The sequence below is a fragment of the Mesorhizobium sp. 01N446 genome (assembly GCF_056399285.1).
In genome coordinates this window covers 565,580-582,900 of the sequence record NZ_JBFTRA010000002.1, presented here as the reverse complement: position 1 = coordinate 582,900, position 17,321 = coordinate 565,580, and the positions used below count along the sequence as shown (strand labels likewise).

Annotated in this window: 14 protein-coding genes and 1 other RNA gene; 11 read left to right on the top strand and 4 right to left on the bottom strand. The window is 62.5% G+C overall.

The annotated features are described in order from the left end of the window. Positions 1 to 16: 16 nt before the first annotated feature. Complete coding sequence (locus AC1DPX_RS11125; RefSeq protein ID WP_477236545.1) at positions 17 to 757, bottom strand: class I SAM-dependent methyltransferase; 741 nt, start codon at positions 755 to 757, stop codon at positions 17 to 19. Further along, positions 754 to 2,052 (bottom strand): BtaA family protein, encoded by a 1,299-nt coding sequence (locus AC1DPX_RS11120; protein ID WP_477236543.1) that lies wholly within the window; start codon positions 2,050 to 2,052, stop codon positions 754 to 756. The genes AC1DPX_RS11125 and AC1DPX_RS11120 overlap by 4 nt, the downstream gene beginning before the upstream one ends. A gap of 269 nt (positions 2,053 to 2,321) precedes the next feature. On the opposite strand from AC1DPX_RS11120, the gene AC1DPX_RS11115 reads away from it, so the two are divergent. Then, entirely contained in the window at positions 2,322 to 4,202 is a 1,881-nt protein-coding gene (locus AC1DPX_RS11115) for an acyltransferase family protein (protein ID WP_477236541.1), read from the top strand. Positions 4,203 to 4,291: 89 nt separating this feature from the next. Here AC1DPX_RS11115 and AC1DPX_RS11110 read toward each other — a convergent pair whose 3' ends face one another. Beyond that, positions 4,292 to 8,044, bottom strand: coding sequence for a hydantoinase B/oxoprolinase family protein (locus tag AC1DPX_RS11110; protein ID WP_477236539.1), 3,753 nt, complete (start codon positions 8,042 to 8,044; stop codon positions 4,292 to 4,294). A gap of 181 nt (positions 8,045 to 8,225) precedes the next feature. Here AC1DPX_RS11110 and AC1DPX_RS11105 point away from each other — a divergent pair, with 181 nt between their 5' ends. The 6 genes from AC1DPX_RS11105 (at position 8,226) to AC1DPX_RS11080 (ending at position 11,988) form a co-directional block, all read left to right on the top strand. Next, the gene (locus AC1DPX_RS11105; RefSeq protein WP_477236537.1) at positions 8,226 to 8,438 is read left to right on the top strand and encodes a hypothetical protein; all 213 of its coding nucleotides are present in this window, start codon (positions 8,226 to 8,228) and stop codon (positions 8,436 to 8,438) included. Positions 8,439 to 8,596: 158 nt separating this feature from the next. Further along, a complete protein-coding gene (locus AC1DPX_RS11100) occupies positions 8,597 to 9,316 on the top strand; it encodes a J domain-containing protein (RefSeq protein ID WP_202359044.1) in 720 nt (239 codons plus the stop codon). Beyond that, entirely contained in the window at positions 9,313 to 10,068 is a 756-nt protein-coding gene (locus AC1DPX_RS11095) for a peptidoglycan recognition protein family protein (protein ID WP_477236535.1), read from the top strand. The genes AC1DPX_RS11100 and AC1DPX_RS11095 overlap by 4 nt, the downstream gene beginning before the upstream one ends. Before the next feature lie 212 nt (positions 10,069 to 10,280). Further along, complete coding sequence (locus AC1DPX_RS11090; protein WP_477236533.1) at positions 10,281 to 10,988, top strand: lytic transglycosylase domain-containing protein; 708 nt, start codon at positions 10,281 to 10,283, stop codon at positions 10,986 to 10,988. Positions 10,989 to 11,065: 77 nt separating this feature from the next. Continuing rightward, positions 11,066 to 11,465: RNase P RNA component class A (gene rnpB, locus AC1DPX_RS11085), an RNA gene on the top strand. Between the two features lie 166 nt (positions 11,466 to 11,631). Continuing rightward, a complete protein-coding gene (locus AC1DPX_RS11080; RefSeq protein ID WP_477237489.1) occupies positions 11,632 to 11,988 on the top strand; it encodes a type II toxin-antitoxin system ParD family antitoxin in 357 nt (118 codons plus the stop codon). A gap of 185 nt (positions 11,989 to 12,173) precedes the next feature. Here the strand turns inward: AC1DPX_RS11080 and AC1DPX_RS11075 are convergent, their stop codons facing one another. Next, complete coding sequence (locus AC1DPX_RS11075; protein WP_477237487.1) at positions 12,174 to 13,289, bottom strand: cystathionine gamma-lyase; 1,116 nt, start codon at positions 13,287 to 13,289, stop codon at positions 12,174 to 12,176. A gap of 409 nt (positions 13,290 to 13,698) precedes the next feature. On the opposite strand from AC1DPX_RS11075, the gene mraZ reads away from it, so the two are divergent. Genes mraZ through AC1DPX_RS11055 form a run of 4 tightly spaced genes read left to right on the top strand, consistent with a single transcriptional unit; the run spans position 13,699 to position 17,276 of the window. Beyond that, positions 13,699 to 14,157 (top strand): division/cell wall cluster transcriptional repressor MraZ, encoded by a 459-nt coding sequence (mraZ, locus tag AC1DPX_RS11070; protein WP_056582893.1) that lies wholly within the window; start codon positions 13,699 to 13,701, stop codon positions 14,155 to 14,157. Further along, a complete protein-coding gene (rsmH, locus tag AC1DPX_RS11065; protein ID WP_477236531.1) occupies positions 14,154 to 15,170 on the top strand; it encodes a 16S rRNA (cytosine(1402)-N(4))-methyltransferase RsmH in 1,017 nt (338 codons plus the stop codon). The genes mraZ and rsmH overlap by 4 nt, the downstream gene beginning before the upstream one ends. Before the next feature lie 4 nt (positions 15,171 to 15,174). Then, complete coding sequence (gene ftsL / locus AC1DPX_RS11060; protein ID WP_202359049.1) at positions 15,175 to 15,570, top strand: cell division protein FtsL; 396 nt, start codon at positions 15,175 to 15,177, stop codon at positions 15,568 to 15,570. Next, the gene (locus AC1DPX_RS11055) at positions 15,567 to 17,276 is read left to right on the top strand and encodes a peptidoglycan D,D-transpeptidase FtsI family protein (protein WP_202359050.1); all 1,710 of its coding nucleotides are present in this window, start codon (positions 15,567 to 15,569) and stop codon (positions 17,274 to 17,276) included. Before ftsL ends, AC1DPX_RS11055 begins: the two co-directional genes overlap by 4 nt. Positions 17,277 to 17,321: the final 45 nt, after the last annotated feature.

Sequence of the window (17,321 nt, the reverse complement as noted above, 5' to 3'; positions counted from 1 at the left end):
GCCGGGGTGGGGTGCCTCAGCGCTTCACCCCCACCCGCGCCTTTGGCGCGATCTCCGTCGTCGAGGGGGAGGCGAGGTTGCGCGGTCCAATCACGCCATGCCAGGCGTAGCCGCGATAAAGCGTGCGGAAACGGAAGGTTGCACCGGTTCGCCGAGATTCCGATTCCAGGACTTCGCGCAGCGATTCACGCGGCGAGACGTGGAATTTTCTGAGCCAGCCGCGCAGCAACGTCCGGAACCAGCCCGGCAGACCTTCCTGCTGGCCGAAATCGACGACATGCAGCGAACCGTTGGGGGCGAGTGCCGCCAGTGCCGCCGACACCGTCTTTTCCCAGCCGGGGATCATCGACAGCGAATAGGAGACGAAGACGCGGTCGAAACGTTCGATGCCGTAAAGGGAACCCGCATCGAAATCGGTGGCGTCGCCTCGTGCCAGCATGACGCGGCCGGACAGGCCTTCGCGGTCGATCGCCTTGCCGGCCGTCTCCAGCATTTCGGCCGAGATGTCGAGGCCGAAGAAGCGGGCATCGGGGTAGCGGCGGGCGGCCAGGATGATGTTGCGGCCGGTGCCGCAGCCAAGCTCCAGCACGGTGCCGCCTGGTGGTACCTCAAGCCCCTCGATCAGCCGGTCACGGCCGAGCAGATAATATTTGCGGGTCAGGTCGTAGATGTGGCGCTGCCAGCGGTAGACGCCGTCCATCAGTTCGGCATGGTTGGCCTTGAATTCGGGGCTGGCCGGCAGTTCCGTCGTGCTCATGCGGCGCGCTTCACATAGAGGTGGAAGCCGCCATAGATGGCGGAACGGTCGCGGGCCGAGAATTCGCGCGAGGCTTCGTCCTGATAATCCCACTGGTCGAGCAGCGAGGTCGAGACGCGGCCCGGCAGCAGGCTGGGCTCGGCGGCGGTGCGGAAGATGACGCGGGCGCCGGTCGAGGCGGTGCGGCTGATTTCCGACCACAGCGCATTGAGCTGGTCATCGGTCATCCAGTCCTGCGCATCGAGCAGGATGAAGCGGTCGACGGTGCCCGCATCCTTGCCGGCCAGGAACTCGATCAGATTGGCGTGGTGGATGGCGACGCGGTCGATGTTGCCGCGGATGGTGTCGTAGTTCTGCTTTTCCAGATAGGCGGGCAGGGCGGCCTCGCCGGGCTCGGGATAGCGGCGAGCAAAGGCCTGCCAGGCGAAGTAATTGTTTTCCAGGGGAAAATCGCAGGCGAGTTTTTCCAGCCGGGCCTTCAGCACGCTGGCCATGGTGCCGTCGCCTGATGTGATCAGCGAATCATACTGCGCCGGCGGAATGCCCAGGCCGAAAAGCGAAGCCTTGCGCGAGGTCGCCCATTTCAACAGCTTCCTGTCGAAGACCGGCGCCAGCTCATCGTTGAAGAAGCGGCGCTGTTCGCCAATGTTTTTGGCTTCCATCATGCGGGCCGGGTTGACGCCGAAGAATTTCGCCGTGCGGTGGCCCATGGCGATGAACAGGCCGAGCAGGCCGGTCTGGTAGAAATTGCGGTCGAAGACGCCGATGCGCCGGCGGCCGCGCCAGTTGCGGCGCTCCCAGTACTGACGGCTGACCGGATCGAGATGCGGCGCGATGAAACGATCGTAGGCTTGCGAATTGTGGCTGGTGTCGGCGGCCCCGAAGAAACGAAACAGATCGCCCTGCGAGGGCAGGCGGCGCACCGCCTCAAGCTTCATGCGGTTCAGCGCGACATGGGCGGTGGTGAGGTCGACGGCGTCGACCCTTGCCGGCGAACGGGTGAGGTAGGCCAGGATGTTGCAGCCGCCGGAAGCGATGGTGACGACGCGATGGTTTTGGCCGAGTTGCATGGCCTCCATGTCGACATCGGGGTCTTCCCAGATCTGCGGGTAGACGAGACCGGAAAACAGGAAGGCGAACAGCCGCTCGGAAATGCCGGCTTTGGAAAGCGCGCGGTTCTGGTAGACGGCCTTTCCAACTTCCTTGCCGCGGCGAAAAACCAGATCCGAGGAGACGTCGGTCATGACAAATTGATTCCCCATTTGCTCTGGCGCAAGCGGGTAACCCAGGGTCATGACAGGCCGGTGACAGCCTGTTGACGTGTTCTTTACAGCCGTCGCACGCAAGATCGGTTGGCACCTCACCGCAACGTCATTTGGTACCACCTTGTTTTCGGATATTCATTCGAAGGATGGGAGCAAGACGGTGATTGGTTATGGTCTGCGCGGGAGCGGGCCGATGGGAGTCTCACAGTTCAGTATTGCGTTGCGGCGACTCCGAGAGGCCCGCCGGCGTTCAGGCAGGCAGCGATGTCGAGACCCGGCAGAAGCGGGAACCGGTGAAGATGCCGTCTGCGATCGGCTATAGACGCGACATAGACGGGTTACGTGCCGTCGCCGTCATCTTGGTCCTGGCGTTTCACGCTTTCCCGGCTCTTGTTCCAAACGGATTCATCGGCGTCGACATCTTCTTCGTGATCTCTGGCTACCTGATCACTTCGATCATTGTCAGGGACACGTTCACATACAAGCGTTTCTACGCAAACCGCGTCCGCCGGATAGTTCCGGCGCTTGTCCTGGTGTTGGCGAGCGTTTTTGCTCTGGGGTGGCTTCTCTTCGACCCTGAAGAGATGGCCAGATTAAGCAAGTCGATTCTGGCCTCATCGCTATTCTTTCCGAATTTTCAATTCTGGAGCGAAGTCGGGTATTTCGATGCCGCATCCGAAACAAAGCCGCTGCTGCATCTTTGGTCCTTGGGGGTTGAGGAGCAATTCTACGTTGTCTGGCCGTTGTTTTTAGGCGCCCTGGTCTGGTTGAAACGGCCCGTTTTGGCGCCTCTCATCCTGGTTACGCTGGTGTCCTTGGCGGTCAGTATCTGGTTATCTGTCCGAGATCCAAATGCTGCCTTCTATGCCCCGTGGTCGAGGGCTTGGGAGCTTTCGTTGGGGGGGATTATCGCAACCGCGAGTTTCAGCGCTGGCGGTCGTCACGCGTCATCTTACCGGGCAGATCTTCTCGGCATCGCCGCGATCCTGGCGATATCGGCGGCAGCGTTTGTCCTCGGCTCCAAAACCCTTCTGCCGAATATCGCCGCTACCCTGGGCACCGCGGCGCTGATCTGGGCTTCGTCCGGATCAGTGAACCGGATGCTTGGCGGCAGGCTGTTGGTCGCGATCGGATTGATCAGCTATCCCTTGTACCTTTGGCATTGGCCGCTCCTCGTCTTCGCAAGAGCATATGAAGGCAGCCCGCTTTCTGCCCCGCAAACATTTGTCTGTCTGGGGGCAAGTCTTGGTTTGGCGGCAGCGACGTATTGGTTTGTCGAAAAGCCCATCAGATTTGGAGCGTGGAGGCGATGGAGCCTTCAGCCTCTGGTGGCGGCCGCGGCGCTCCTGGGGTTATCAGGGTTTGCCGGCGTTTTCACACAGGGGTTTCCTCTGAGATTTCCAGCAGAAATTCGCGATGTCCTCGCCTACGGGCACTATGAGCATGCCAAGGACGGGCGTGCCGTGGAGTGCTGGATAAGAAACGAGGATCCGTTCACGGCTTTTGCCCCTGAGTGCGCCCTCAAACCGTCGGTCGGCGGACAGAAAAGGTTACTTGTGTGGGGCGATTCCCATGCCGCCCGGCTTTATGCCGGTATGAGAACCGAACTACCGCCTGATGTTGATATCGCAGAATTCACCAAGGACAGTTGTCCACCCTTGCTGGATCTGAGCGGACCATGCGGAGACAGTAACCGCTCCGTTCTCGATGAAATTCGACGCAGCAATCCCGATACGGTCATACTCTTCGCAGTCTGGGGCCTGTATGGAGATTGGGGAAATGGCGCCACCCTTCGACACGATCTTGCGGAGACCATTGCCGGGATAAAAGCATCCGTGCCCGCGAAGATAGTGGTCGTAGGACCCGCGCCTGTGTGGTCCGATGCCTTGCCGAAACTCGTATATTTGTCATGGCGGGATTCCGGCAAGTCATTGCCCGACCGACTGAGCCATGGGTTCAAGGCGGACATCTTTGAAAACAGCGCCAAGATGGCTGATATCGCCAAGGCGGCAGGGGTTTCCTATGTTTCGTTGGCTGATCTCTTTTGCAACAAAGCCGGCTGTTTGACGCATGTTCCGGCAAATCGGACCAGGCTCACATCCTGGGATTACGGCCACCTTACGACGGACGGGGCGGCCATGGTCACCACATACATGGTTAGACAACAGCTATTGCCCTGACCGTCGCAGCGAGGTCGGCAGCCGCCTGATTCCTGCCGCAGCGCGTGGCGCACCGGCCTCAGCCGGCAGACGCCATCCGAAGTTGCGCGCTACAGCTTACCAAACCCGCCCGGCGTCGGCGTCGTCAGGATGACGGCATCGCCGGCATCGAGCACGGTCTGGTCGCAGGCTTTCAGCACCTCGATCGTGCCATCCTTGCGGCGAATCTTGGTCGAGCCGACCTCGCCGTCGCCGCTGCCATCCAGCCCCTGCGGCGGGCGGTTGCGGTGCGAGGACAGGATGGCGCATTCCATCTGTTCGAGGAAGCGGATGCTGCGTTTGGTGCCGTCGCCGGCGTTCCATTTGCCCTTGCCGCCGGATCCCTCGCGGATGTGGAAATCCTCCAGCACGACCGGGAAGCGCAATTCCAGCACTTCCGGATCGGTGAGGCGCGAATTGGTCATGTGCGTGTGCACGCCCGACGTGCCGGCAAAGCCGCGGCCGGAGTTCATGTGGCCGGCCGGCGAACCGGAACAGATCGTCTCGTAGTACTGGTACTTCTTGTTGCCGAAGGTCAGGTTGTTCATCGTTCCCTGCGCGTTGGCCATCGCGCCCATGGCGCCGAACAGCGCATTGGTGACGTGCTGCGAGGTCTCGACATTGCCGGCAACAACGGCGGCGGGGTAGGCGGGCTTCAGCATGCAGCCGTCGGGAATGACGATGTTGATGGGCCTGAGACACCCGGCATTCATCGGGATCATGTCCTCGACCATCACACGGAAGGCATAGAGGACCGCCGCACGGGCAACGGGCTCCGGCGCGTTGAAATTGTTCTTCATGACCGGCGACGTGCCGGTGAAGTCGACCGTCGCTTCGCGCTTTTGCCGGTCGACCGAGATCTTCACCTTGATCACCTGGCCGGTATCCGTGGCATATTCATAGGCCGATGTGTCGGGCAACCGCTCGATCACGCGCCGCACGCTCTCGGCGGCGTTGTCCTGGACATGGCCCATATAGGCCTCGACGACATCGAGGCCGAAATGCGCGACCATCTTGCGCAATTCGGCGACGCCTTTCTCGTTGGCGGCGATCTGCGCCTTGAGGTCGGCGATGTTCTGGTGCGGGTTGCGGGCCGGGTAACGGTGGTCGGTAAGCAGCGCATGCAGCTCATTTTCGCGGAACTTGCCGCGATCGACGATGCGGAAATTGTCGAACAGCACGCCCTCCTCGTCGACCGTGGTGGCGAGCGGCGTCATCGAGCCGGGGGCGGTGCCGCCGATGTCGGCGTGATGGCCGCGCGAGGCCGCCCAGAACAGGATCTCTTTCTGGGCGTCGTCGAAGACCGGCGTCACCACGGTGATGTCAGGCAGATGCGTGCCGCCATTGTAGGGGGCGTTCAGGGCAAAGACGTCGCCGGGGTGGATGTCGCCGGAGTTCAGCCGGATGATGGTTTCGACCGAGCGGTCCATCGAGCCAAGGTGCACCGGCATGTGCGGCGCGTTGGCGACCAGCGCACCGGTGTGGTCGAAGACGGCGCAGGAAAAATCCAGTCTTTCCTTGATGTTGACGGAGTAGGCGGTGTTCTGCAGCGTGACACCCATCTGCTCGGCGATCGACATGAACAGGTTGTTGAAGACCTCAAGCATGACCGGATCCGCTGACGTGCCAAGAGCGGCGGCGCGGGCTTTCCTTTCGGTGCGGCGGATCACGACGTGATTGAAATTGGTTATTTCAGCCCGCCAGCCCGGTTCGACGACAATGGTCTGGTTCGGTTCGATGATGAGAGCGGGGCCTGCGACCAGATTGGATGGGCGCAGGTTCTCGCGACGATGGATGCCGGCTTCATGCCAACGGCCTTCGGTGTAGATGCGCCGCGTTCCAGAAGCGCCGGCTTCAATCCTTGCCGGTCCGGCCGGCGCATAGGCCTCGGCGCTGCTTTCGCCGATTTCGCTGCCCTCGACACCAACCGTCTCGACGATCATCGGCTTGTCGTCATAGACGAAACCGAATTGCGCCTTGTGGGCGATTTCGAAATCGCGCTTTGCCTGGAAAATCGAGTCGCTTTCGAAATTCACCGGCAGTGTCGTGTCGGTGCCGTCGTAGCGAATGTGCAGCACCGGCTTGGCGGCAACCGCGTCCTCGGCGATGCCTTGCACCGCCAATTCGGCGATCACGGCCTTTTTCAAGGTGGCGATGAGGCTGGCGATCTCGGTTCGGGACTCCTCGGCAAGCGGCTTGAGCAGCGCCTGCTGGCGTGAGGCAAAGACCGAGGCGAGGCCGATACCATAGGCCGAGAGCAGGCCGGAGAAGGGATGGATCAGCACCGCTTCCATGCCGAGCGCATCGGCGACCAGGCATGCGTGCTGGCCGCCGGCGCCGCCGAAACAGTTGAGCAGATATTCGGTGACGTCGTAGCCGCGCTGCACGGAGATTTTTTTGATGGCATTGGCCATGTTCTCGACGGCGATGGTGATAAAACCCTCGGCAACCGCTTCCGGAGAGCGGCCGTCGCCGATCTCGGCGGCCAGTGCCGCGAATTTCGTGCGCACGGTATCGACGTCGAGCGGCTGGTCCTGGTCGGGGCCGAAGATCGCCGGGAAGAAATCCGGCTGTAGTTTGCCGAGCATGACATTGGCGTCGGTGACGGCGAGCGGGCCGCCGCGCCGGTAAGCGGCGGGGCCGGGATTGGCCCCGGCGGAATCCGGTCCGGCGCGAAAACGGCCGGCCTCATAGTGCAGGATCGAACCGCCGCCGGCGGCCACGGTGTGGATGCGCATCATCGGCGCGCGGACGCGCACACCGGCGACTTCGGTGTCGAAGGCGCGCTCATACTCGCCATCATAGTGGGCGACATCGGTGGAGGTGCCGCCCATGTCGAAGCCGATAACCTTTTCGAAGCCGGCGAGCTTCGCCGTCTCGACCATGCCGACGACGCCGCCGGCCGGACCCGACAGCAGCGCATCCTTGCCCTGGAACATGTCGGCGGCGGTGAGGCCGCCCGACGACATCATGAACATGAGATGGGGACTTTCCCTCCCCCTCGAGGGGAGGGTGGCGGCCAGGCCGCCGGGTGGCGTCGGATCGACCCGGCTCGACGTTTTGGCGGTGCCTTCTGAGAGGACCCCCTCTGACCGCTTTGCGGCCATCTCCCCCTCGAGGGGGGAGAGGACGCCGAGCTCTTGGCCAACCCTTTGCACATAACGCGACAGGATGGGTGAGAGATAGGCGTCGACCACGGCGGTGTCGCCGCGGCCAACCAGCTTGATCAGCGGCGAGACCTCATGGCTGACCGAGACTTGGGCAAAACCGATCTTGCGGCAGACCTTGGCCACCGCCTTCTCGTGATCGGGGTATTTCCAGGCATGCATGAAAACGATGGCCACGGCATCGATGCCGTCGGCCTTCGCCTGCTCGATCGCCGGCCGGCACGCAGCGATGTCGAGCAGCCGTTCGACGCAGCCGTCGGCGAGCACGCGCTCGTCGATTTCGATGACGCGCTCATAGAGCTGTTCTGGAAGGATGATCTCCTTGGCGAAAATGTCGGGCCGCGCCTGGTAGGCGATCCTGAGCGCATCGCGAAACCCCTTGGTGATGAGCAACAGCACGCGATCGCCCTTGCGCTCCAGAAGCGCGTTGGTGGCGACCGTCGTGCCCATCTTGATGTCGCCGATCAGGCCGGACGGAACCGCCGCGCCCGGTTCCAGGCCGAGCAGCTCGCGGATGCCCTGGATGGCCGCATCGGCATAGGCTTCCGGATTCTCCGAAAGCAGCTTGCGCGGATGCAGCCCCCCTTGCGGGTCGCGGCCGATGACGTCGGTGAAGGTGCCGCCGCGATCGATCCAGAAATCCCATTTCGCGGCCATGGCTGTCTCCGACATTTTTCCGTTTTCAGCTTTCGTTGTTAATGCGCCAATGCGCCGGCAGCAACGCATCCCGTTGATGTTACACGCGGAAACGCAACGTTACGAAACTCATGGCCGCGTGGCGCATTTCCTCTGTAACCGTTCACTGCAACGTGAGCGCGTGTGTTGAAGGAGAGATATTATGAAAAAGCTCATTCTGGCTTCCTTGTCCGCCCTTGCCCTGCTGGGCGTCGCGGCCTGTAGCGACAGCGGCAAGGGAACTGACACCACCACCACGCAGAGCACCAATCCGCCGGCTGCCGAGCAGCCGATGAAGCCTGCGGCTCCGACCGATAATTCGACCAAGCCTGCCGAGCCGGCTCCGGCAACGCCTGCTCCTGCGCCCGCGCAGTAGTTTGTAAAGCGTGTCTTGGGAGGAAGGGCCGGCGTCTCGCCGGCCTTTTCTTGCAAAAGGCAGCCACCGGGACCGACCAAGGCGCCTCTGTTTCACGAACCTGACAGAGGCCGTTAATGGCTTGATAGCGGGGACCGGTTGGTTCTATGAAGCGGGCCATGTCGATTTGGGACCGCCTCGGCGAGTTTATCACACGGGTATCGTCTTCAGCGACGTCGGGTGTTGCCGACGTGGTCGAGGCTGTGCGCACGGTGTTCTCCGGCGATGCGGACCTGCGCCGCCGCGTTGCTTTCTCGGTGGCCATGATCGCGCTCTCGGCCAAGATGGCCAAGGCGGACGGCATCGTCACACAGGATGAGGTGCGCGCCTTCCAGGAAATATTCGAAGTGCCGCCGAAGGAGACGCGCAATGTCGCGAGGCTCTTCGATCTCGCCCAGCAGGACGTGGCTGGGTTCGAAACCTATGCCGAGCGCATGGCGCAATTGTGCGGTTCCGGCCATTCCAATTGCGTGATGCTGGAAGACATACTTGACGGCTTGTTCCACATCGCAAAGGCCGATGGGCTGGTGCATGAGCGCGAAGGCATTTTCCTGCATCGTATCGCCGAGATCTTCCGCATCGACGAGGCGCATTACGAATCGATCCTGGCCCGGCACGTCAATCTTGGCGCCGGCGATCCCTATCTCGTGCTCGGCATCGAGCGCGGCAAGCCGTTCGAGGAGGTCAGGAAGCGTTACCGCAAGCTTGTCTCCGACAACCATCCCGACCGGCTGATCGCGCGCGGCCTGCCGCAGGAATTCATCAAGATTGCCACGACCAGGGTCGCGGCGATCAACGCCGCCTATGAGATGATCGAGCGGGGACTGCGGCACGTATGAGCGGCTTCCTGCCCGACGAGCCGAGCGCCGAGGTCAGGGTGTCGCCGAATTTCGGACCAAGGCGCGATACGCCGAAGCCCGACATGATCGTGATGCACTATACCGGCATGGCGACGGGAGCCGGAGCTGAGGCGTGGCTGTGCGATCCGGCGAGCGAGGTTTCATCGCACTATCTCGTCCATGAGAATGGCCACATCGTGCAGATGGTCCGGGAAAGCGACCGCGCCTGGCACGCCGGCAAGAGCTCCTGGTTCGGACGCACCGATATCAATTCCTGCTCGGTCGGCATCGAGATCGTCAATCCCGGCCATTCGCTGGGCTATCCCGGGTTTCCCCGGCGCCAGATCGTGGCGGTGATCGGCCTTTGCAAGGGGATTGCCGCGCGGCACGCGATCCCCGCCATGCGGGTGCTGGCGCATTCCGACGTGGCGCCGGGACGCAAGATCGATCCGGGCGAGAAGTTCCCGTGGGCTGACTTGTTCAGGGCCGGTGTCGGCCATCTCGTGCCGGCTGCACCCATCAGGCGCGGGGCTGGGCTGAAGCCCGGCGACAGCGGTGCCGATGTCGAGGCGTTGCAGTCGATGCTGGCGCTTTACGGCTATGGTGTCGAGATATCGGGTGTTTTCGACCATCAGACACGGATTGTCGTCGAGGCCTTCCAACGGCATTTCCGGCCCCGTCTGGTCGACGGGCTGGCCGATGGCTCGACCATGCGCACGCTGCGGAAGCTGCTTGCTTCGATGAGCGGCTAACGCGGGCTGCGAGGCGCCGCCCAAGTAATCTTTTTCCCCGCCAGGTTACAAACTGTCACTCAAAGTGACTTGCCCCGCCTTCATTGGCGCCAATTCGGGCCCCAAAGGGCAATTCGTACAGTTTGTCGGACCTCTAGCCCCCCGGATGTTCCGATAGTAGTCAAGCCGCACCGCGCGAACATCTTCGCGTGGTCCAGACAGAACAGGATCACATGCAGAAATTGACCGTTGTTACGGCAGCTCTTGCTGCCGGCGTAATGACTTTTGCCTTCAGCGCGGCTCACGCCACGCCGTTGAGCCCACGGGCCGACCAGGGACTCGTCGCGGCGACCGCCAAAGGCAAGGCCATTTCGGCCAAAAGCGGCAGAAGTGCAAAGGCGATGGCGAAGCAGGCTTCCGCGAAGGTGGAAAAGGCCAGCTGGACCAAGGCGAAGAAATCCTCCGCCAAAAGGCAGACGAAGCGTGGCCGCAAGACCGTCGACATGACGACAACGGCATCGATCGGCCTCAGGAATGTCGCCGCGTCGACGGCGGCGGTGGCCAGCAGCGGCCAGTATTCCGCGATCGTCGCCCGCTATGCGGCAAGCTATGGCGTTCCGGTGTCGCTGGCGAATGCCGTCATCAAGATCGAGAGCAACTACCGGCCGAATATGGTCGGCAGCGCCGGTGAGATCGGCCTGATGCAGATCAAGCCGGCGACGGCGCGGATGATGGGCTACAACGGCTCGGCCAAGGGCCTTTTCGATCCCGACACCAACATCAAATACGGGATGAAGTATCTCGCCTTGGCGCAGAACCTTGGTGGTGGCACGACCTGTGGCACGATCCTGAAATACAATGCCGGCCATGCCGCGACGCGAATGAACCCGATCTCGGCCGCCTATTGCAGCAAGGTCAAGGTTCAGATGGCCTCGCTTTGAGCGCAAGGTGCGAGAGCCGGCGGACAAGCCGGCTTTTTCGTTTGCGTTTTCCCGGCTGAACCCCTTTATACGCCGAGCCAGCTGGCTGGGCGGCCGCACTCGCAAACGCCGAAAGGCCGCGAGTGAGGAAAGTCCGGGCTCCATGGAGACACGGTGCCGGTTAATGGCCGGCGGGGGCGACCCCAGGGAAAGTGCCACAGAAAGCAAACCGCCACGACTTTGTCGGGGTAAGGGTGAAAGGGTGGGGTAAGAGCCCACCGCGCGACTGGCAACAGGAGCGGCATGGTAAACCCCACCGGGAGCAAAACCGAATAGGGGCGGTGCGAGGGGAAACCCTCGAGGGCTGTTTCCGGCTCACCGTCCGGGTAGGTTGCGTGAGGCGCATGGCAACATGCGCCCAAGATGAATGGCCGCCACGTTCTCGTCCCGCAAGGGGCGAGGGCCATACAGAACCCGGCTTACAGGCCAGCTGGCAGTTTCTTCCCTGAAGGAAAATCTTTTGAGATCAGCAGGTTGCGCCCTCGGGCGCGCCTGCCGATTCAAGCTTCTCTGGCCAATCCCTGGTGGTCTGGTACGGGCCGAATGCTTGAACCTGGTGCGATTAAATCGTACCATGGTTCGAGGACGATATCGGGAGCCTTTCATGGGACAGGTCGACAAACGCAGCATCACGCTGTCGCCGGAACTGGCGCAAGCGGTGGACGATGTGGTTGCTGCCGGCGAATATGCCTCGGCGAGCGAAGTGATCCGCGATGCGCTGCGGCAATGGAAGGACCGCCGCGATCTCTTCGGCTATACGATCGAGGAGTTGCGCAGACTGGTGCAGGAAGGCATCGACAGTGGGCCGGGTCGATTTGCATCGATGGATGAAATCAAGGCCGAGGCACGTAAGCACAGCTTGTTCAATGGCCTTGAGACGATGGTGGACGGGCCTCAATTCATGGACCGCTTGCGGACCAAATATGTCGCGGTGACCGAGGCCGGCGACTTTCAGAAGTGATACAGAATTATCGCCTCGGAGGTTGGCGCTGCCCCTCATCCGCCTGCCGGCACCTTCTCCCCGTATAGTGACGGGGAGAAGGGAGCGCTTCGATGTCGGCATGCCTTCTTCAACGTTGGTAGTTGGCGAAATCACCAGTGACAGCGCTGATGCTGGTCAATCTCGAGGACGTCACGTCCAAGGCGTCAACCGCTGACCCTGTCCAGCGACACCTCAATCGCTTTCCAGAGCTCCTCCACCGGTTCGCAGCCGACCGAGAGGCGGATAAAGCCCGGCGGCACCGCATCGCCTCGCTTCGAGCGCCGCTCGGCCGAGGTGTGGACGCCGCCGAAGGAGGTTGCGGCCTCTATCAGTTGGCAATTGTTGATGAAATCCTCGGCTTTCTCCTCCGAGGCGAGTTCGAAGGAGATGAGGAAGCCGAAGCGTTCCATCTGGGTGTGGGCAAGGTTGTGCGATGGGTCGCCGTTGAGGCCGGGAAAGCGCAGGCCACGCACTGCGCGATGTTGCTTCAGCCGTTGCGCGATCGTTTCGGCCGACGCGCACATGCGGTCGAAGCGAACCTCCAGTGTTTCGAGGCCGCGATGCACCAGCCAGGCTTCGAACGGTCCGGGAATGCCGCCAACAATGCTGCGCCAGTCCGTCACCTTGGTGACGATGTCGGCGTTGCGGCTGGCGACATGGCCGAACAGCACGTCCGAGTGGCCGTTGACCGCCTTGGTGTCGGCGGAGACGACGATATCGGCGCCGAAGTCGAGCGGACGTTGGCCGAACGGTGTCATCGTCGTGTTGTCGACGACAAGGATCCCACCCTGTTCGTGGACAGCCTTGGCGATGGCCGAGATGTCGCAGATGTCCAGCCGCGGGTTGGACGGGGTTTCCACGAAAACCAGTGAATAACCTTCGAAGCCGCCATCGAGGAAGGTCGGCGTCGGCCTGACGTCGCAGGTGATGCCGAGCGGCTTCAGGAAGCGTTCGGCCATCGCACGCGTGGCGTGATAGCCGTCCGAGGGCAGGAGCACGCGATCGCCCGATTTCAGCAGCGCGAAAAACACCGACGAAATCGCGCCCATTCCGGAGGGAAAACTCACGCATTGCGCATCTTCCAGATGGCCGAGCACGTGTTCCACGGCGCGCCAGGTCGGGTTGTCGTAGCGGCCATATTGATCGACACCGGTCTCGGCACCCGGCGTGTGAAAGATCGAGGCCATGGTCAGCGGCAAGGGGATCGGATCGCCGCTGGCGAAGTCGCGGCTGCGCAAATGGGACAGTTCGGCGGCGCGTGACTTTGCCGTCTCGGACATGAGCTCGATCCTTGCTTTTTTGGGCGGAAGACGCCGCTCGACGCTATGCGGGCGGATGATTTGCGGCAAGCCCAAGTCTTTTGGGCCAGAGGGCTCTAAACGCTTCGTTAGGCTTAATGATCCATAAAGACGAGACGTGCCGTAACGGCTGCTCGGATTGGTCGCGCTGCGCGTGTTTGTGAAGCCCATTCCCGTTGACGCCCATAGTACCCCATGATATCCCATCAAGACATCAAAGCCTTCGTTCCGCGTCAGGGTAAAGCGTACGCCAATCGGGCAGCCGCGGCGGCTGCCCGTTTGCCGGTTTTTGCCCGTGCGGGCGAGGCTGATACGGGGCAGGGAACGCGCGGCGGTGGCGCGTGCAAGACAATGAAGAGGGGTGCGGCGGCGCAAGCGGCTGTAACGTTTAATGGACCGGTTTCTGTCGAACACGGTGAGCAGGATCGATGCGAAGGGACGGGTGTCCGTTCCGGCGCATTTCCGCGCCGTCGTGCAGAAGCGCGGCTATTCGGAACTCTACGCACTGCGCTGCCTGGACCTGCCAGCGATGGATGTCGGCGGGCTCGATCTGCTCGATCGCTACGAGCAGCGCATTGCGCTGGAAGATCCCTTCCTGCAGACGGCGGACGACATGTCGTTCTTCTGTCATGGCGATGGGACCTTCCTGAAACTCGACCAGGACGGCCGCATCACGATGAGCGATTTCATCCGCGAGCATACCGGCATCTCGGCGGAGGTGGCGTTTGTCGGGCGCGGCAATTTCTTTCAGATCTGGGAGCCGGGACGGCTTGCGGCCTATGGGGCGCAGGCGCGGGCCAGGCTTTTGCAGCTTCGGCAGGGGACGAAGCCTGGGGAGCGACCGGAATGACGGTGGGCCACGGCGATGATACGAACGCCGTTGGCGGACCGGTCCGCCACATTCCGGTCCTCCTTGGCGAAGTGCTCGAAGCACTGGCGCCGGAGGAGGGCGACATCATCATCGACGGCACGTTCGGCGCCGGCGGCTACACCAGGGCCATTCTGGCGACGGGCGCTTCGGTCGTGGCGATCGACCGCGATCCCGATGCGATCGCGGCCGGGCGCGATCTCGAGGCGCAAGCGGGCGGCAGGCTGAGACTGGTGCAGGCGCCGTTCTCGACGCTGGACGAACATGTCGAGAGCGCCGACGGCGTCGTGCTCGACATTGGCGTTTCCTCCATGCAGCTCGACCAGGCCGAGCGCGGCTTTTCTTTCCGCTTCGATGGGCCGCTCGACATGCGCATGGCGCAGTCGGGCCTCAGCGCCGCCGATGTCGTCAACAGCTTCAAGCCCGGTGATCTCGCCCGCATCTTCGGCTTTCTCGGCGAGGAGCGACATGCCGGGCGCATCGCCCGCATGATCGAGGCGCGCCGTGAAAAGCGGCCGTTCGAGCGTACGCTCGAACTGGCGGACGCCATCGAGACGCATATCGGCCGCGCGCCGAAGGACAAGATCCATCCGGCGACCCGCGTCTTCCAGGCGCTACGCATCTACGTCAACGACGAACTCGGCGAACTGGCCAAGGCGCTGTTCGCGGCCGAGCGCGCGCTGAAGCCCGGCGGACGGCTCGTCGTGGTGACTTTCCACTCGCTGGAAGACCGCATCGTCAAGCGCTTCATCGCCGACCGGGCCGACGTCGCCACTGGCTCGCGTCACCTGCCCGAGGCGCATGCGCGCACCGCGACCTTCCGCAAGGCCGGCGGCGGCGTGACGGCTGATGACGCCGAGGTCGCGGCCAATCCGCGCGCCCGCTCGGCCAGGCTGCGCGCGGCGATCCGCACCGAGGCACCGGCGCGCACCGGCGACTTTTCGATTTTCGGCCTTCCAAAGCTTCCCGGCATCAACCCGCCGGGGGAGAGGTAAGCACGTGTTCCGTACCAGCGACATTGTCCTGATCGCCGTCATGGTTTCGGCGGCGGCCCTGACCTACAAGACCAAGCGCGAGGCCGAGGACCAGTTGGCGGCGGTGCAGAAAATCCATAACCAGATACGCTACGAGGAGGAGACGATCGACCTCCTCAAGGCCGACTGGAGTCTGCTCACCCAGCCGTCGCGGCTGCAGAAGCTCGCCGAACAATACAAGTCGCAGCTTGCGCTCGAGCCGGTCAGCGCGCGCCAGATCGTCGGCTTGAGCGACCTGCCGGCCAAGGCCCTGGACATCCAGGACATTCTGAACGGACGCCAGGGCGGCATGGCCGACAATTCCGACAAGGCGCCCGCGGACGGCAAGGATCCCGTCGTGACCGGAGGCATCGCCCAATGATCGGCAAATTGCTGAAGCGTCGCGCAAGGACGGGTGAAGACGGATCGATCGTCGTCGAGGGCGCCCGCAAGGCGACCGGCGGCAAGGGCAAGGCGCGCATCGTGATGACGATGGCGGTGTTCTTCGGCATCTTCTCGACCATTTCCGGGCGGCTGGTCTATCTCGGCTTCCAGACCCCCGATTTGTCGGGCGGCCCGCAGAGCCGGATCACCGCCTCGCGGCCCGATATTGTCGACCGCAATGGCGAAGTGCTGGCGACCGACATCAAGACGGCGTCGCTGTTCGCCGAGCCGCGCCGCATCGTCGATGCCGACGAGGCGATCGAGAAGCTGTCGACCGTGCTGCCCGAGATCGATTACGAGCAGACCTACCACAAGCTCAAGAGCGGCGCCGGCTTCGTCTGGCTGCAGCGGCAGCTGACGCCAAAGCAGCAGGCCGACATCATGCAGCTCGGCATTCCCGGTTTCGGCTTCCGCACGGAGAAGCGCCGTTTCTATCCCAGCGGCGAAACCTCGTCCTACATTGTCGGCCTGACCAACATCGACAATCAGGGCATCTCCGGCATGGAGAAATATATCGACGAGCAGGGCCTGAGCGACCTGCAGGCGTCGGGCCTGGCGGTGGCCAAGGATCTCAAGCCGGTGAAGCTGTCGATCGATCTGCGCGTCCAGCATGTGGTGCGCGACGAGATCGCCGCCGGCCTCGAGCGCTACCGCGCGCTCGGCGCCGGCGCCGTCGTGCTCAACGTCAAGACCGGCGAAGTGGTGGCCATGGCCTCGGTGCCGGATTTCGATCCGAACAATCCCTACAATGCACAGGAAAAGGACCGGCTGAACCGGATGTCGGCGGGCCTCTATGAGATGGGCTCGACCTTCAAGAGCTTCACCTCGGCCATGGCGCTCGATTCCGGCAAGGCGACGATGAACAGTCGTTTCGACGCCTCGCACCCGATCCGGGTCGGCCATCAGGCCATTCACGATTTCCACGGCAAGAACCGTGTGCTGTCGTTGCCTGAAGTGTTCCTCTATTCGTCCAACATCGGGTCGGCCAGGGAGGCCGAACTGGTCGGTATCGAGGGGCACCGGGAATTCCTGCATCGCCTCGGCATTCTGGAAAGGATGCAGACCGAGCTGCCTGAAGTCGCCCGCCCGACCGAGCCGAAGATCTGGAAACAGGTCAACTCGTTCACCATCGCCTTCGGCCATGGTGTATCGACGACGCCGCTGCAGGCGGCTGTCGGCTGCGCGGCGCTGATGAATGGCGGTTTCCTTATGAATCCTACCTTCCTGGTGCGTACGCAGGAAGAAGCGATGGCAACCGCCAAGAAAGTTGTGAGCGAAAAGACGGTCGAGGGCATGCGCTACCTCTATTCGCTCAATGCCGAGAAGGGCTCGGCCAGAAACGCCAGAGTGCCTGGCTACCGCGTTGGCGGCAAGACCGGAACGGCCGAGAAGGTCATCAACGGCCGCTACTCTAAAGAACTGAATTTCAACACCTTTGTCGCCGCCTTCCCGATGGACGACCCGCAATATCTGGTGTTTACGATTGCCGATGCTCCGCACCCGGAAAAGCCTGGGATGACCGATGTCGCGGCCGCGAATGCGGGGGTCATGGCGGGTAATATCATCAGGCGTTCGGCGGCCATGCTTGGCGTGAAACCAGATTTCAGCCATGAAAATGGTGCAACGTTGGTTTCCTATGAGTGATTCTTAGGGCGCGCCGGCGACTGCGCGCTATTTTATTGCGGTGAA

What these genes read in the sequence shown, in the direction of transcription:
- AC1DPX_RS11125 (WP_477236545.1), bottom strand. Translation starts at nt 757, where the DNA reads ATGAGCACGACGGAACTGCCGGCCAGCCCCGAATTCAAGGCCAACCAT.
- AC1DPX_RS11120 (WP_477236543.1), bottom strand. Translation starts at nt 2,052, where the DNA reads ATGACCCTGGGTTACCCGCTTGCGCCAGAGCAAATGGGGAATCAATTT.
- AC1DPX_RS11115 (WP_477236541.1), top strand. Translation starts at nt 2,322, where the DNA reads ATGCCGTCTGCGATCGGCTATAGACGCGACATAGACGGGTTACGTGCC.
- AC1DPX_RS11110 (WP_477236539.1), bottom strand. Translation starts at nt 8,044, where the DNA reads ATGGCCGCGAAATGGGATTTCTGGATCGATCGCGGCGGCACCTTCACC.
- AC1DPX_RS11105 (WP_477236537.1), top strand. Translation starts at nt 8,226, where the DNA reads ATGAAAAAGCTCATTCTGGCTTCCTTGTCCGCCCTTGCCCTGCTGGGC.
- AC1DPX_RS11100 (WP_202359044.1), top strand. Translation starts at nt 8,597, where the DNA reads ATGTCGATTTGGGACCGCCTCGGCGAGTTTATCACACGGGTATCGTCT.
- AC1DPX_RS11095 (WP_477236535.1), top strand. Translation starts at nt 9,313, where the DNA reads ATGAGCGGCTTCCTGCCCGACGAGCCGAGCGCCGAGGTCAGGGTGTCG.
- AC1DPX_RS11090 (WP_477236533.1), top strand. Translation starts at nt 10,281, where the DNA reads ATGCAGAAATTGACCGTTGTTACGGCAGCTCTTGCTGCCGGCGTAATG.
- AC1DPX_RS11080 (WP_477237489.1), top strand. Translation starts at nt 11,632, where the DNA reads ATGGGACAGGTCGACAAACGCAGCATCACGCTGTCGCCGGAACTGGCG.
- AC1DPX_RS11075 (WP_477237487.1), bottom strand. Translation starts at nt 13,289, where the DNA reads ATGTCCGAGACGGCAAAGTCACGCGCCGCCGAACTGTCCCATTTGCGC.
- mraZ (WP_056582893.1), top strand. Translation starts at nt 13,699, where the DNA reads ATGGACCGGTTTCTGTCGAACACGGTGAGCAGGATCGATGCGAAGGGA.
- rsmH (WP_477236531.1), top strand. Translation starts at nt 14,154, where the DNA reads ATGACGGTGGGCCACGGCGATGATACGAACGCCGTTGGCGGACCGGTC.
- AC1DPX_RS11055 (WP_202359050.1), top strand. Translation starts at nt 15,567, where the DNA reads ATGATCGGCAAATTGCTGAAGCGTCGCGCAAGGACGGGTGAAGACGGA.